We start from the raw sequence: 14,765 nt of genomic DNA on the forward strand, positions 1-14,765 counted from the left end.
AATGAACCAGGAACTTGCCACCAATCCCCTGAACCCGATGGCCCAGCCTCGGCAGTTCGACGAAATCAAGATCTCGCTGGCCTCGCCCGAAGAAATTCTGGCCTGGTCCTTCGGCGAGGTGAAGAAGCCCGAAACCATCAACTACCGCACGTTCAAACCGGAGCGTGACGGCCTGTTCTGCGCGCGGATCTTTGGCCCGATCAAGGATTACGAATGCCTGTGCGGCAAATATAAGCGCATGAAATATCGCGGCCTTGTCTGCGAGAAATGCGGCGTCGAGGTCACGCTGCAGAAGGTCCGCCGCGAGCGCATGGGCCATATCGAACTGGCCGCGCCGGTCGCCCATATCTGGTTCCTGAAATCGCTGCCTTCCCGCATCGGTCTGATGCTGGACATGACGCTGCGCGATCTGGAGCGGATCCTCTACTTTGAAAACTACGTCGTCATCGAGCCGGGTCTGACCGACCTGACCTACGGCCAGCTTATGACCGAGGAAGAATTCCTGGACGCGCAGGACCAGTTCGGCGCCGACGCCTTCACCGCCGATATCGGCGCCGAGGCGATCCGCACCATGCTGGCCAATATCGACCTGGCAGCCACGGCCGAGCAGCTTCGCGAGGAACTGAAAGAAGCCACTGGCGATCTGAAGCCCAAGAAGATCATCAAGCGTCTGAAGATCGTGGAAAGCTTCCTCGAATCCGGCAACCGCCCGGAATGGATGGTGCTGACCGTGATCCCGGTGATTCCGCCGGAACTGCGCCCGCTGGTGCCGCTGGATGGCGGCCGCTTCGCGACCTCGGACCTGAACGATCTCTATCGCCGGGTCATCAACCGCAACAACCGCCTGAAGCGCCTGATCGAGCTGCGCGCGCCCGATATCATCGTGCGCAACGAAAAGCGCATGCTGCAGGAATCGGTCGATGCGCTGTTCGACAATGGCCGCCGCGGCCGCGTTATCACGGGCAACAATCGCCGCCCGCTGAAATCCCTGTCGGACATGCTGAAGGGCAAGCAGGGCCGGTTCCGCCAGAACCTGCTGGGCAAACGGGTCGACTTCTCGGGCCGTTCGGTCATCGTGACCGGGCCGGAGCTGAAGCTGCATCAATGCGGGCTGCCGAAGAAGATGGCGCTCGAGCTGTTCAAGCCGTTCATCTATTCGCGGCTTGAGGCGAAGGGCTTTTCCAGCACCGTCAAGCAGGCCAAGAAACTGGTCGAGAAAGAGCGCCCCGAGGTCTGGGATATCCTGGACGAGGTGATCCGCGAGCATCCGGTTCTGCTGAACCGCGCGCCGACGCTGCACCGTCTGGGCATTCAGGCCTTCGAGCCGATCCTGATCGAAGGCAAGGCGATCCAGCTTCACCCGCTGGTCTGCTCGGCCTTCAACGCCGATTTCGACGGCGACCAGATGGCCGTGCACGTGCCCCTGTCGCTGGAAGCGCAGCTTGAAGCGCGCGTCCTGATGATGTCCACGAACAACGTGCTGTCGCCTGCCAACGGCGCGCCGATCATTGTGCCGTCGCAGGACATGATCCTAGGTCTCTATTACACCACGATGATGCGCGAGGGCATGAAGGGCGAAGGCATGGTCTTTGCCAATGTCGACGAGGTGGAGCACGCGCTGACCTCCGGTCAGGTGCATCTGCACGCCAAGGTGACCGCGCGCCTCAAGCAGATCGACGATGACGGCAATGAGGTGATGCAGCGCTTCGAGACCACGCCGGGTCGTCTGCGGCTGGGTTCGCTGCTGCCGATGAACGCCAAGGCCCCGTTCGAGCTGGTCAACCGCCTGCTGCGCAAGAAGGACGTGCAGCATGTCATCGACACGGTCTATCGCTATTGCGGCCAGAAAGAGGCGGTGATATTCTCGGACAAGATCATGGGTCTCGGCTTCCGCGAGGCGTTCCGCGCCGGCATCAGCTTCGGCAAGAACGACATGGTGATCCCGGACAACAAATGGGAGATCGTGGGCGAGGTGCAGGACCAGGTGAAGGAGTTCGAACAGCAATATCTGGACGGTCTCATCACCCAGGGCGAGAAGTACAACAAGGTCGTCGATGCCTGGTCGAAGTGTAACGACCGCGTCACCGATGCGATGATGGCCACCATCTCGAAGACCAAGAAGGATGATACCGGCGCAGAGCTGGAGCCGAACTCGGTCTATATGATGGCGCATTCCGGCGCGCGGGGCTCGGTCACGCAGATGAAGCAGCTTGGCGGGATGCGTGGCCTGATGGCCAAGCCCTCGGGCGAGATCATCGAGACGCCGATCATCTCCAACTTCAAGGAAGGCCTGACCGTTCTTGAATACTTCAACTCGACCCACGGTGCCCGGAAAGGCCTGTCGGACACGGCGCTGAAGACCGCGAACTCTGGTTACCTGACCCGTCGCCTGGTCGACGTGGCGCAGGACTGCATCGTGCGCGAGCATGATTGCGGCACAGAGCAGGCGATCAATGCCTCTGCTGCGGTCAACGATGGCGAGGTGATCTCGCCGTTGAGCGAGCGCATTCTGGGTCGCACCGCGGCCGAGGACGTTCTGGTGCCCGGCACGGACGAGGTTCTGGTCCGCCAGGGCGAGCTGATCGACGAGCGCAAGGCCGATGCGGTCGAGAATGCCGGTGTGCAGAATGTGCGCATCCGCTCGGCACTGACCTGTGAAAGCGAGGATGGCGTCTGCGCGCTGTGCTATGGCCGCGATCTGGCCCGTGGCACGCTGGTCAATATCGGCGAGGCTGTCGGCATCATCGCCGCCCAGTCCATCGGCGAGCCCGGCACGCAGCTGACCATGCGGACCTTCCATATCGGCGGTGTTGCGCAGGGCGGTCAGCAATCCTTCATGGCCGCGAACCAGGAAGGCACCGTGTCGTTCGAGAACGAGGCGATCATCAGCAACGACATGGGCGAGCAGATCGTCATGGCCCGCAACATGTCGCTGGTGCTGCTGAACAAGCAGGGTGAGCCGGTGGCCTCGCACAAGCTGTTCTACGGCTCCAAACTGATGGTCAAGGAGGGCGAGGAGGTTATCCGCGGACAGAAACTGTTCGAATGGGATCCCTATACCCTGCCGATCATCGCCGAAAAGCCGGGCACGGCGAAGTTCGTCGATCTGGTCTCGGGCTTGTCGGTCCGCGACGACACCGACGATGCGACGGGGATGACCCAGAAGATCGTAACCGACTGGCGCTCGACGCCGAAAGGCGGCGATCTGAAGCCGGAGATCCTGATCGTCGGCGCTGATGGCGAGCCGGTCCGCAACGATGCGGGCAACCCGGTGACCTATCCGATGTCGGTGGACGCGATCCTCTCGGTCGAGGACGGCCAGGAGATCAAGGCCGGCGACGTGGTCGCCCGGATCCCGCGCGAAGGTGCCAAGACCAAGGACATCACCGGGGGTCTGCCCCGCGTGGCGGAACTGTTCGAGGCCCGTCGTCCGAAGGATCATGCGATCATCGCGGAAATCGACGGCAAGGTGCGGTTCGGCAAGGACTACAAGAACAAGCGCCGCATCTCGATCGAGCCGACCGATGAGGGCATGGATCCCGTCGAATACATGGTGCCCAAGGGCAAGCACATCCCGGTGCAGGAAGGCGACTTCGTGCAGAAGGGTGAGTATATCATGGACGGCAACCCGGCCCCGCATGACATCCTGCGGATCATGGGCATCGAGGCACTCGCCGATTACCTGATCGATGAGGTGCAGGACGTCTATCGCCTGCAGGGCGTGAAGATCAACGACAAGCATATCGAGGTGATCGTTCGCCAGATGCTTCAGAAGATCGAGATCCTGGATTCGGGCGACACGACGCTGCTCAAGGGCGAGCATGTCGAGCGTGACGAGTTCGAGGAAGAGAACGCCAAGGTCGAAGCCAAGGGCGGCAAGCCCGCGGTGGGCGAGCCAGTCCTGCTGGGCATCACCAAGGCGTCGCTGCAGACCCGCAGCTTCATCTCTGCCGCGTCCTTCCAGGAGACCACCCGCGTGCTGACCGAGGCGGCCGTTCAGGGCAAGCGCGACAAGCTGGTTGGGCTGAAGGAAAACGTCATTGTCGGCCGGCTGATCCCGGCGGGCACCGGCGGCGCGACCATGCGGATGAAAAAGATCGCCACGGATCGCGATGCCGAGGTGATCGAGGCACGCCGCGCCGAGGCGGAAGCCGCGGCGGCCCTCGAAGCACCGGCGGAGGCGGACAACCCGACCGTCGCGCCCGAGACCATGGACGAAGGCGCTCTGGCCGATCTGCCGGAGACGAATGGCGAGGAATGAGGCCGATTTTGGGCCAATGACACGAGAAAACCCGGTCACGCGCCGGGTTTTTTCACATGAACGCCTGTCGGGGCTGCGGCATTGAACCGAAGCGCCCGACTGCCTAGATTTAAGCCATGCAGGGGGTCCGGGTTGCCGAAATCGGGACGCGCGCCCTCGGGCTTGAAAGGAACAACATGACCGAGATCAATCATTCGCATCCCGTGTTGCCGCTGCGTGATATCGTGGCGTTCCCGCATATGGTCGTGCCGCTTTTCGTCGGTCGCGACCGGTCCGTGCGGGCGCTGGAGGCGGTCATGGCAGAGGATCGTCCGATCCTGCTGGCGACCCAGAAGGATGCCACTGTCGACGAGCCGGATTCCGACGGCATCTATCGCGTCGGCGTGCTGGCCAATGTGCTGCAATTGCTGAAGCTGCCCGATGGCACCGTGAAGGTGCTTGTCGAAGGGCAGCGCCGGGTTGAAATCACCCGTTTTCTGGAGAATGAGGAGTATTTCGAGGCCGAGGCGACCCCGCTGATCGAAGAGCAGGGCGATGCCGATACCGTGACCGCGCTGACCAAGGCGGTGGCCGAGGAATTCGAGAAATACGTCAAGATTCGCAAGAACATCCCCGACGAGGTGGTCTCCACCGTGGCCGAGACCAGCGATTCCGAACGGCTGGCCGATCTTGTGGCCGGTCATCTCGGGGTCGAGATCGAGCGCAAGCAGGAGCTTCTGGAAACTCTCGTGGTGGCCGACCGGCTGGAGAAGGTGTACGGGCTGATGCAGGGCGAAATGTCGGTCCTGCAGGTCGAGAAGAAGATCAAGTCGCGCGTCAAGACCCAGATGGAGAAGACGCAGCGCGAGTACTATCTGAATGAGCAGATGAAAGCCATTCAGAAGGAGCTTGGCGATGGCGAGGAGGGCTCTGACGAGCTGGCCGAGCTGGAGCAGAAGATCGAAGAGACCAAGTTCAGCAAGGAAGCCCGCGAAAAGGCGGAGGCCGAGCTGAAGAAGCTCAAGGCGATGTCGCCCATGTCGGCCGAGGCCACGGTCAGCCGGAACTATCTGGACTGGCTGCTGGCCCTGCCCTGGGGCGTGAAGTCGCGCACCAAGAAGAACCTTGGCAAGGCCGAGGAGGTGCTGGACGCCGATCACTATGGTCTTGAAAAGGTCAAGGAACGCATCGTCGAATATCTGGCGGTGCAGAATCGGTCGGCCAAGCTGAAAGGCCCGATCATGTGCCTGGTCGGCCCGCCCGGCGTGGGGAAAACCTCGCTTGGCCGGTCCGTGGCCAAGGCGACGGGGCGCGAATTCATCCGCATCAGCCTGGGCGGTGTGCGCGACGAATCCGAGATCCGCGGCCACCGGCGGACCTATATCGGCTCCATGCCCGGCAAGATCATCCAGGCGCTGAAGAAGGCCAAGACCACGAACCCGCTCATCCTGCTCGACGAGATCGACAAGATGGGGCAGGACTTCCGTGGCGACCCGGCAAGCGCGATGCTGGAGGTGCTGGACCCGGAACAGAACTCGACCTTCGTGGACCACTATCTCGAGGTGGAATACGATCTGTCGAATGTCATGTTCCTGACCACGGCCAACAGCTACAACATGCCGGGCCCGCTTCTGGACCGGATGGAGATCATTCCGCTGGCCGGCTATACCGAGGATGAGAAGCGCGAGATTGCGCGTCAGCACCTGCTGCCCAAGCAGGTCAAGGCGAACGGACTGCGCAAGGGCGAATTCAGCGTCACCGACGAGGCGCTGACCCATGTGATCCGCTACTATACCCGCGAAGCCGGGGTGCGGTCGCTGGAGCGTGAGATCGCCAAGCTGGCGCGGAAAGCCGTGACCGAGATCCTCAAGGGCAGCACGAAATCGGTCGAGGTCGGCCCGGAGAAGGTCGAGGATTATCTCGGCGTGCGCCGGCACCGTTACGGCCTGGCCGAGAAGGAGGATCAGGTCGGCGTCGTGACCGGGCTTGCCTGGACGCAGGTCGGCGGCGATCTGTTGCAGATCGAGGCGCTGCGACTGCCCGGCAAGGGCCGCATGAAGACGACGGGGAAACTCGGCGATGTGATGAAGGAGTCCATCGATGCCGCGTCCTCCTTCGTGCGCTCGGTCGCGCCGGAACTGGGGATCAAGCCGCCCGAGTTCGACAAGCGCGATATCCATGTGCACGTGCCCGAAGGCGCGACTCCCAAGGATGGCCCGTCGGCGGGTCTGGCGATGGTGACCTCGGTCGTGTCGGTGATGACCGGGATCCCGGTTCGCAAGGACATCGCCATGACCGGCGAGGTGACGCTGCGCGGCAATGCGCTCGCCATCGGCGGTCTGAAGGAAAAGCTGTTGGCGGCACTGCGCGGGGGGATCAAGACGGTGCTGATCCCCGAGGACAATGCCAAGGATCTGGCGGAGATCCCGGACAATGTGAAGCAGGGGCTGACCATCATCCCGGTGTCCAATGTCCGCGAGGTGCTGAAGCACGCGCTCGTGCGGATGCCCGAGCCGGTCGAGTGGGACGAGGCCGCCGAGGAGGCGGCCGAGGCCGCGCGCCAGGCCGCAAGCCGCGGCGAGCAGGGCGGGGCGGTTCCGACCGCGCATTAAGTCCCCTGGCAAGCATCGAAAGGCGCGGGCTCACCCCTACGCCTTTTTGCTGTTTTCGCGCTGCGTGACAGCCCCGTGATTTCAGCGAAATCCCCTTGCGCAGCCCGCCCGGCAGGGCTATCTAGCCCCCCACGGGTGATTAGCTCAGCGGTAGAGCGCTTCGTTCACATCGAAGATGTCAGCGGTTCAAATCCGTTATCACCCACCATGTTTCCGAAGCGCCGGCGCAGAGATGCCCGGCGCTTCTTTCGTATCTCCGACAGCCATCCGGACCAGATGTCAGCGCGGCGGATCGGTGTAGATGTGGAGGCCGCCGCGCCAGTCGCGGATCTGCCATCGACCCGCGCCGAGCGGGACCACGTCGCGCGTCTCCAGCGGCACCTTGCCGTATCCCCCCGGCAGGTCCAGCACATAGCTGGGGATCGCGATGCCGGACAGATGACCGCGCAGCGCGGCGATCAGTTGTAGCCCCTCATCTATAGTGGTGCGGAAATGGCTGGTCCCGCGGGCGAGGTCGCAATGATGCAGGTAATAGGGCGTGACGCGCAGCTCGGTCAGCGCGCGGAACAGATCCGCGAGGGTCGCGGCATGGTCATTCACGCCGCGCAGGAGGACGGTTTGCGACAGGAGTTGAATCCCCGCATCGGCCATGTCGGTGATCGCCGCGACCGCGTCCCCGGTCAACTCGTCGGGATGATTGGTGTGGATGACGACCGCCACCGCCTTGCACCGCCGCAGCACCGGCAGCAGCGCGTCGATCCGATGCGGTGCGACCACCGGCACGCGGCTGTGCAGGCGGATGATGCGCAGATGCGGGATGGCATCCAGCCGGGTCAGCAGCTCGTCCATCCTGCGCGGCGCGATGCTCATCGGATCGCCGCCGGTCAGGATGATCTCGCGGATGGCCTCGGTTCGGGTCAGATAGGCGAGCGCCGCGTCAAGCTGGGCCGCGGGCAGCAGCCCGGCCGCGCCCACCACTTCCCTGCGGAAGCAGAAGCGGCAATAGACATCGCAGCTTTGCGTCAGATGCAGAATGGCGCGGTCGGGATAGCGATGGGTCAGGCCGGGGACCGGGCTGTGTGCCTGATCGCCGATCGGATCGGCCAGCTCCTCGGGGCGGGTCTGCAGCTCGCGCGCATCGGGCACGAATTGAGCGCGGATGCCGGGGCTGTCCTGCTGCATGGGCGGGGTGACGCGCACGCGGAACGCGGAGGAGACGCGCCGCATCATCGCGGCATCGCGGGCATCCGCCAGACCCGCGGCGACGAGATCGTCGGCGGTGGTCAGATCCCGCTTTGCCTTCCCCATCTGGTCTGTCGTCCCCGCCGCGCGGTTCAGTTCAGCGCCGTTTGCAGCGGGTAATACCCGTCCTGAAACTCGCCGAAGATCCCGGTCAACTCGGGATGTTCCACCGGCTCTCCCGACTGGTCGGGCAGCAGGTTCTGTTCCGATACATAGGCGACGTAATACGTCGCCTCGGTTTCGGCATAAAGATGATAAAAGGGCTGGTCGCGATCCGGCCGGCAATCCTCGGGGATGGATTGATACCATTCCTCGGTGTTGGAGAATTCGGGGTCGATGTCGTAGATCACGCCGCGGAACGGGTGCTGACGATGCCGCACCACCTGCCCGATCATGAATTTTGCCGTTCGTGTTTCCATCCGGCACCTCTCTGAACTCGGCGTGTGTACGCCTTTCAGGCCAAGCTGTCCATGGATAGCTTGGCAAAGGGCCGATAAACGCGGCGAAACTGTCTTCTCAGGCGGGGGAGCCGCCTGTCCTGACGACTTCCGCGGTGTCCGCGCGTGCCTCGGGGACGGACTCCGATTCGTCGCCCGCCTCGACCAGGTCGCGCGCCTCCTCCTCGTCCTCGTCCTCAAGCGCGGGCGGGGCCTCACCGGCCAGGAAATTGCCGAACTTCTCCAGCCGCGGAATATGATCCGCGATCACCTTCAGCACGACCAGCATCGGCACGGCGACGACCATCCCCAAGACCGACCACAGCCATGCCCACAGCGCCACCGTGACAAAGACCACCACGGTGTTCAGCCGCAGGCGGCGGGACACGAAATAGGGGGTGATGAGCTGCCCCTCCATCGCCGTGAACCCCATATAGGTCGCGGCAACCAAGATCGGGGTGTAGATGTCGTCAAAGGAGATGATGGCCACGACGAAAGCCGCCACCACGCCGGACACCGCGCCCAGATAGGGGATGAAGTTCAGGATGAACGCCGCGATCCCCCAAAGCAGCGGCTGCGGCATCTCCCAGAACCACATCGCCAGCCCGATGCAGATCCCCAGCCCCGCATTGATGAGCGTGATCGCCCCGAGATAGGAGCCGAGCGACGATTCGATCTCGCGCATGGCCATATAGGCGGCGCGCTTGTCGCGCAGCGTGTCGAAGCTCTGCACGACCTTGAGATACAGAAGATCCCCCGACGCCAGCAGGAAGAACAGCAGGAACAGCGTGAACACGATCTGCCCGGCGACGGATGGACCCGCCGAGGCCAGCGTCTCGAGCGTCGAGCTCTCCTCGGTATCGACCCGGACCCGCACCTCCTGCGCGCCGTCTTCCGCCTCTGCACTCGCCTCGACGACGGTGCGCGCGCCGGTGGTCGCTTCGGAGGGCAGGGAGGCGATGGGGTCCGGGCGGTCATCGGCCGCGGCCGGGGCCTCGTCCCCGCCATTCGTCACCTCGTCGATCTTGGCGGCCGCTTCCTCCAGCGGTCGCATGCTTTCGCGCAGATCGCTGAACCGATCCTCCAGACGTTGGGTGATGCGGGGGCTGTCCTCCACGATGTCGCTGATCGGGCCGGAGATGGTGAAGCCCAGCACGCCGACAAGCGCCACGAGTCCGATGGTCACGATTGCGGCGGCGAAGCCCGCCGGCACGCCGATCCGACCCAACAGGCGGCGGAAGGGCACGAATACGAAAAACAGCAGGATGCCGAGCGTGACCGGCATCAGGAAGGCTGCGGCGGAGGTGATGAAGTTGAACAGAAGGATCAGGAAGATCCCGATGATGGCCCAGCCGGGGACAACGCGCGTGACCCCTTCCTGTCTTTCGGCGGCGGGGAAACTGTATTCCGTCATATAGTTGGGCTTGCGCGCCATGCATCTCTCCGTCGGGGTCGTATTGCTGCCCAACCCAACGCCGGTCGCGGCGGGACCGGTTCCCCGCCGTGATGGAGATAAGACTAAATTTTAGTTAGCCGTCAGGCGATTGCGGTCAGATCGGATGATCGCCCGAGGCGTCGATCACGCGGCTCGGCAGCCCCATCTCTCCCAGCAGTTCAAGGAAGGGCCGGGCCGGCAGATCCTCGACATTCGCCATGCGCTTCACGTCCCAGTCGCCGCGCGCGATCAGGATGGCGGCGGCGACCGGCGGGACGCCCGCGGTATAGCTGATGCCCTGGCTGCCGACCTCCTCATAGGCTTCCTTGTGGTCGGCGACGTTGTAGATGAACACCTCGGCGTCCTTGCCATCCTTGCGGCCCTTGACCAGATCGCCGATGCAGGTCTTGCCGGTATAGTCGGGCGCCAGGCTGGCCGGATCAGGCAGCACCGCCTTGACCACCTTGAGCGGCACGACCTCCTGCCCCTCGGCGGTGGTGACGGGCTGCTCGGAGAGCAGACCGAGCGATTGCAGCACCGTGAACACGTTGATGTAATGCGCGCCGAAGCCCATCCAGAACCGGACATCCGCATCGGCATAGCGCGCCGACAGGCTGTGCACCTCGTCATGGCCCGACAGATAGGCCGTCTGCTTGCCGACGGCAGGCAGATCCCATTCCCGGCCGACCTCGAACATCTTGTTCTCGGTCCATTTGCCGCCCTGCCAGGCATAGACCGTGCCGGTGAATTCGCGGAAATTGATCTCGGGATCGAAATTCGTCGCGAAATAGCGGCCATGGCTGCCGGCATTGATGTCCACAATGTCGATCGAGGTGATTTCGTCGAAATAATCGTCTTCGGCCAGCCGGGCATAGGCGTTGACCACGCCCGGATCGAACCCGGCGCCCAGGATGGCCGTCATGCCGGCCTTCTCGACGGCCTCGCGGCGCTTCCATTCGTAGTTGCCGTACCAGGGCGGGGTTTCGCAGATCTTGTCCGGCTCTTCATGGATCGCCGTGTCGATATAGGCGCATGCGGTGTCGATGCAGGCCTGAAGCACGGTCATGTTGATGAAGGCGGAGCCGACATTGATGCAGATCCCGGCCTCCACCTCGCGGATGAGATCAGCCACGGCGCTGCTGTCCATTGCGTCGATCTCGTGGCTGGTGAACTCCATCTCGTGGCCCTTCTCGCGCAGAGAGGCGATGATGGAATCCGCCTTGGATCTGGTGCGTGAGGCGATGTGAAGCGTTCCGAACTCGGAGGCCCATTGCGCCACCTTGTGCGCGGTGACTGTGGCGACGCCTCCGGCGCCGATGATGAGAACGTTCTGTTTCAACATTTCCCCCTTCGGTGTCAGGACAGGCTGTCCCGATAGTCATCATACGTGAAATCGCGGACCAGGCGGATCGTGCCGTCCTCGTCCCGGATGGCGATGGCCGGCATGTTCACCCCGTTGAACCAGTTCTTCTTGACCATCGTATACCCCGCGGCGTCCGCGATGCTGATCCGGTCGCCGATCTGCAGCGGGCGGTCGAATTGCGCCTCGCCGAAAATGTCGCCCGCAAGGCAGGTCTTGCCGGCGATCTGATAGGCATGGCCGCCCTGCATCGGCAGCTTCGCGGTTTCGCGATAGATCAGCAGGTCGAGCATATGCGCCTCGATGCTGGAATCGACGATGGCGACCTTCTTGCCGTTGTCGATGATGTCCAGCACGCTGACCTCGAGCGTGGCGGAATTGGTGATGCTGGCCTCGCCCGGCTCCAGATAGATCTGTGCGCCCATCCGATCGCTGAACGCCTTGAGCCGGTCGGCGAGCCGGTCGAGCGGATAGTCCGGTCCGGTGAAATGGATGCCGCCGCCAAGCGAGATCCAGTCGAGCCGTTTCAGGAATGCGCCGAACTCTGCCTCGATCCGGTCGAGCTGGGCGGAGAACAGCTCGAAATCCGCATTCTCGCAATTATAATGGACCATGACCCCGCTGATAAGATCCGCCGCCGCCTCCAGCCGGTCCAGATCCCACTCGCCCAGGCGGGAGAAGGGCCGCGCCGGGTCGGCCAGATCGAAGCCCGAGGTCGAAAACCGCGGATTCAGCCGCAGACCGCGTTCGATATGGTCGGCCTTGTCGGCGAAGCGGTCGAGCTGGGTCAGCGAGTTGAAGATGATCTTGTCGGCATAGGAAATTGCCTCATCGATCTCGTGATCGGCCCAGGCGACGGAATAGGCATGGGTTTCCTTGCCGAATTTCTCATGCCCAAGTCGCAGCTCGAACAAAGACGAGGAGGTGGTGCCGTCCATGTCGTCGCGCATCTGATCGAAGACCGACCAGGTGGCAAAGCATTTCAGCGCCAGAAGCGCCTTGGCGCCAGACGCCTCGCGCAGCCGGGCGACGATCTCCATGTTCCGGCGCAGGGCCGAGAGGTCCATCAGATAGTAGGGCGTCGGAATCGTCATCTGTCCCCCAGGGCAATGAGGGCGACGATATATCCCCCGGACACGGGTTTCGCAAGGAAAGGTGACGGCGCCGTGACGGGGGCCGCGGGCGGCGCTCAGTGCGGCTCGGCCTGTTCGACCGGGACGGTGAAGGCGACGAAGTTCCGGTCATTCTCGCGGAAATAGACCAGGGACTGGGTCAGGTGGTCGATCAGGAACCAGCCGAACCCGCCTTCGGGATAGGTGGCCGGGTCCGGCGCGCGGGGCGAGAGGCACACGCCGGGCAGAAGCCCGCCATCGTCGCTGACCGAACAGGCCAGCCCGTCTGGCTGGGCCACGATGCTCATATGCACCAAGGGCTGCGCGCCCATGCCGCGCGGGCGGCCATGTTGTGCGACATTGTTCAGCAGCTCGGCCAGCACCAGTTCCGTCCGGCTCATCAGGTCGGCGCCGACATGGCCGCGCACCCGGTCGGTCAGCGCCAGCAGCGATTCCCGCACCGTGTCCTTGGTGGCGCGAAAGCTGCGCGTGAACACCACCATGGGGCGGGCCGCTGCCGGCGGACCATCCAGTGCCACGGGCCCCTTGCCGGCGATCATGCCGCGCTGCCTTCGGCGTCGGGCAGGATGTCGAACACCTTGTCCATGCGGGTCAGCCGGAACACCCGCTGGACATTCGGTGTCAGGCCGCGCAGGGCCATCCGCCGCCCGTCCGGCAAGGCCTTGCGCAGTGCGATCACCGCGCCCAGGCCGGAGCTGTCAAGGAACTCCACCGCCGCGAGGTCCAGCACCAGATCCGGACCACGCGCGGCGACATGCGGGCGCACCGTATCCTTGAACTCACCGGCAATCGCGGCGTCGAGCCGCTTTTCGGACATTCGGACGACGACCTTCCCCGCCTCGTCATCTAGCGTCACTTGCATCCTGCCCTCGCATGAAGCCATGTCTTGCATTGCCTAGCGCAGAAAGCTTACGAAGCGGTGAATGGGCCAGAATCCGGCAGAACTCTCCATGAAGGACGGCAATGACGGCGGGACCGATCATCGGGCGACGGTGATCGATCTGCCCGCCGGGCGATTGCGGGTGCGTCACGGCGGCGGGCTGATCCGGGCCTTGGGCATACCCTACGCCGAGGCGGGCCGATGGCAGTTCCCGCAGCCAGTTGAGCGCGGCGCTATCGACGCCACGAACTGGGCGCGGGGATGTCCGCAACTGCCCATTGCGCGACTCGATGCGGCAATTCCGCGTGCCTTCGACCGGATCCGCTTCGACGAGAACTGCCTGCAGCTCTCCGTCACCGCGCCGCAGGCGGGGCGCGATCTGCCGGTAATGGTCGGGCTGCATGGCGGCAGCTACGAGGCCGGGGCGGGGGATATGGGCGTGTTCGATCCCGCAGCACTGGCGCGTGAGCAGCGTGTGGTCGTGGTCTCGGTCACCTACCGGCTCGGGCTGTTCGGCTGGCTGTCGGGGCGGGATGCGCCCGCCAATCTGGGTGCGCATGACGTGATCGCGGCGCTGCGCTGGGTGGCTGAAAACATCGCGCCCCTGGGCGGCGATCCGGGGCAGTTGACGTTGTTCGGTCAGTCCTCGGGCGGTGATCTGATCGCACGGCTGATGGTGGCGGAGGCGGCGCAGGGCCTCTTCCATCGCGCCATCATCCAGAGCGCGCCGCTGGCACTGCCGCTCCGCAGCGGCCGGATGCGCGCGGCAATGCGCAGGGCAGCCTCGGCGCTGTCCGCCGATGCCTCGGCGGCGGAGGTGCTGGCGGTTCAGGCCGCGGTTCAGCGGGCGGCGCGGCGGTTCGGGCTGGCGGGGCAGATGCCGTTCGGGCCGGAATTCGGAGCACCACCCTTTCCGCCGGAGACCGCCCTGGAGGCCGCGCATCGCGCCGCGGCGCGGCGCATTCCCTTGCTGATCGGGCATGCGCGCGACGAGGCGGCGCTGTTCCTGCCGCCTGTGCCAGGCGGGCTGGGGCGGTTGGCCAATCCGCTCCGCCGGGCGGTCGTGGGGGGACTGACGGCGCGGCTCTATGGCCGGCCAGCCGCCGGCTTCGCCGCGCGCCATGCCGGGGCCGGAGGCGAGGCGATGCGCTTTGTCATGGAGTGGCAGGGGGGCGCGTTCGGTCGCGCGCATCTGTCGGAACTGCCGTTGCTGTTCCCGCATCGCGACTGGATCGGCAGCCCGCTGGTGCCGGAGCAGATGTCAGTGGACGAGTTGACCCGCACCGGACGGGATCTGCGCCGGGTCTGGGCCGATTTTGCACGAGGGCGGATGCCGCAGGACGATCTGCCCGGCGTGATCCGCTTTCTCGCGCCGCGCTGAGCGGTGCGGCACAAAAAAACCCGCGCCGTGGCGCGGGTTTTTGCG

General features: G+C 64.3%; 10 protein-coding genes and 1 tRNA gene. 4 read left to right on the forward strand and 7 right to left on the reverse strand.

Features of this window, described 5'->3' with window-relative positions; genetic code table 11:
- The first annotated feature begins 1 nt into the window (after position 1).
- The 3 genes from rpoC (at position 2) to BLT73_RS12455 (ending at position 7,060) form a co-directional block, all read left to right on the forward strand.
- Entirely contained in the window at positions 2-4,261 is a 4,260-nt protein-coding gene (gene rpoC / locus BLT73_RS12445; protein WP_090524267.1) for a DNA-directed RNA polymerase subunit beta', read from the forward strand.
- A gap of 176 nt (positions 4,262-4,437) precedes the next feature.
- On the forward strand, positions 4,438-6,852 hold the full coding sequence (lon, locus tag BLT73_RS12450; protein ID WP_090524517.1) for an endopeptidase La: 2,415 nt from the start codon (positions 4,438-4,440) through the stop codon (positions 6,850-6,852).
- Between the two features lie 133 nt (positions 6,853-6,985).
- A tRNA-Val gene (locus BLT73_RS12455) sits at positions 6,986-7,060 on the forward strand.
- Positions 7,061-7,131: 71 nt separating this feature from the next.
- On the opposite strand, the gene BLT73_RS12460 is transcribed toward BLT73_RS12455, so the two are convergent.
- The 7 genes from BLT73_RS12460 to BLT73_RS12490 all read right to left on the reverse strand — a co-directional run bounded on the left by BLT73_RS12460 (position 7,132) and on the right by BLT73_RS12490 (position 13,321).
- Positions 7,132-8,160: a lysine-2,3-aminomutase-like protein gene (locus tag BLT73_RS12460; protein WP_090524269.1), complete on the reverse strand. Its 1,029-nt coding sequence runs from the start codon at positions 8,158-8,160 to the stop codon at positions 7,132-7,134.
- Positions 8,161-8,186: 26 nt separating this feature from the next.
- A complete protein-coding gene (hspQ, locus tag BLT73_RS12465; protein ID WP_090524271.1) occupies positions 8,187-8,513 on the reverse strand; it encodes a heat shock protein HspQ in 327 nt (108 codons plus the stop codon).
- Between the two features lie 97 nt (positions 8,514-8,610).
- A complete protein-coding gene (locus BLT73_RS12470; RefSeq protein WP_245727323.1) occupies positions 8,611-9,966 on the reverse strand; it encodes an AI-2E family transporter in 1,356 nt (451 codons plus the stop codon).
- Between the two features lie 115 nt (positions 9,967-10,081).
- Positions 10,082-11,305 carry a saccharopine dehydrogenase family protein gene (locus BLT73_RS12475; RefSeq protein ID WP_090524520.1) on the reverse strand — a complete coding sequence of 408 codons (1,224 nt, stop codon included), beginning with the start codon at positions 11,303-11,305 and terminating at the stop codon, positions 10,082-10,084.
- A 17-nt stretch (positions 11,306-11,322) separates the two neighbouring features.
- Positions 11,323-12,420 (reverse strand): carboxynorspermidine decarboxylase, encoded by a 1,098-nt coding sequence (locus BLT73_RS12480; RefSeq protein WP_090524272.1) that lies wholly within the window; start codon positions 12,418-12,420, stop codon positions 11,323-11,325.
- A 95-nt stretch (positions 12,421-12,515) separates the two neighbouring features.
- On the reverse strand, positions 12,516-12,998 hold the full coding sequence (locus BLT73_RS12485) for an ATP-binding protein (RefSeq protein ID WP_090524274.1): 483 nt from the start codon (positions 12,996-12,998) through the stop codon (positions 12,516-12,518).
- Positions 12,995-13,321 carry an STAS domain-containing protein gene (locus BLT73_RS12490; RefSeq protein WP_090524276.1) on the reverse strand — a complete coding sequence of 109 codons (327 nt, stop codon included), beginning with the start codon at positions 13,319-13,321 and terminating at the stop codon, positions 12,995-12,997. The genes BLT73_RS12485 and BLT73_RS12490 overlap by 4 nt, the downstream gene beginning before the upstream one ends.
- 61 nt (positions 13,322-13,382) lie before the next feature.
- Between BLT73_RS12490 and BLT73_RS12495 the strand changes: the two genes are divergently transcribed.
- Positions 13,383-14,720: a carboxylesterase family protein gene (locus BLT73_RS12495; RefSeq protein WP_218132544.1), complete on the forward strand. Its 1,338-nt coding sequence runs from the start codon at positions 13,383-13,385 to the stop codon at positions 14,718-14,720.
- Positions 14,721-14,765: the final 45 nt, after the last annotated feature.

The organism is Paracoccus isoporae (assembly GCF_900101865.1).
In the GTDB taxonomy this organism is placed as follows: Bacteria; Pseudomonadota; Alphaproteobacteria; order Rhodobacterales; family Rhodobacteraceae; genus Paracoccus; species Paracoccus isoporae.

Excerpts from the sequence above, each read along its gene's own strand:
- BLT73_RS12480 (WP_090524272.1), bottom strand. The coding sequence starts at position 12,420 with ATGACGATTCCGACGCCCTACTATCTGATGGACCTCTCGGCCCTGCGC.
- BLT73_RS12495 (WP_218132544.1), top strand. The coding sequence starts at position 13,383 with ATGGGCCAGAATCCGGCAGAACTCTCCATGAAGGACGGCAATGACGGC.
- BLT73_RS12490 (WP_090524276.1), bottom strand. The coding sequence starts at position 13,321 with ATGCAAGTGACGCTAGATGACGAGGCGGGGAAGGTCGTCGTCCGAATG.
- hspQ (WP_090524271.1), bottom strand. The coding sequence starts at position 8,513 with ATGGAAACACGAACGGCAAAATTCATGATCGGGCAGGTGGTGCGGCAT.
- BLT73_RS12460 (WP_090524269.1), bottom strand. The coding sequence starts at position 8,160 with ATGGGGAAGGCAAAGCGGGATCTGACCACCGCCGACGATCTCGTCGCC.
- BLT73_RS12470 (WP_245727323.1), bottom strand. The coding sequence starts at position 9,966 with ATGGCGCGCAAGCCCAACTATATGACGGAATACAGTTTCCCCGCCGCC.
- BLT73_RS12485 (WP_090524274.1), bottom strand. The coding sequence starts at position 12,998 with ATGATCGCCGGCAAGGGGCCCGTGGCACTGGATGGTCCGCCGGCAGCG.
- lon (WP_090524517.1), top strand. The coding sequence starts at position 4,438 with ATGACCGAGATCAATCATTCGCATCCCGTGTTGCCGCTGCGTGATATC.
- rpoC (WP_090524267.1), top strand. The coding sequence starts at position 2 with ATGAACCAGGAACTTGCCACCAATCCCCTGAACCCGATGGCCCAGCCT.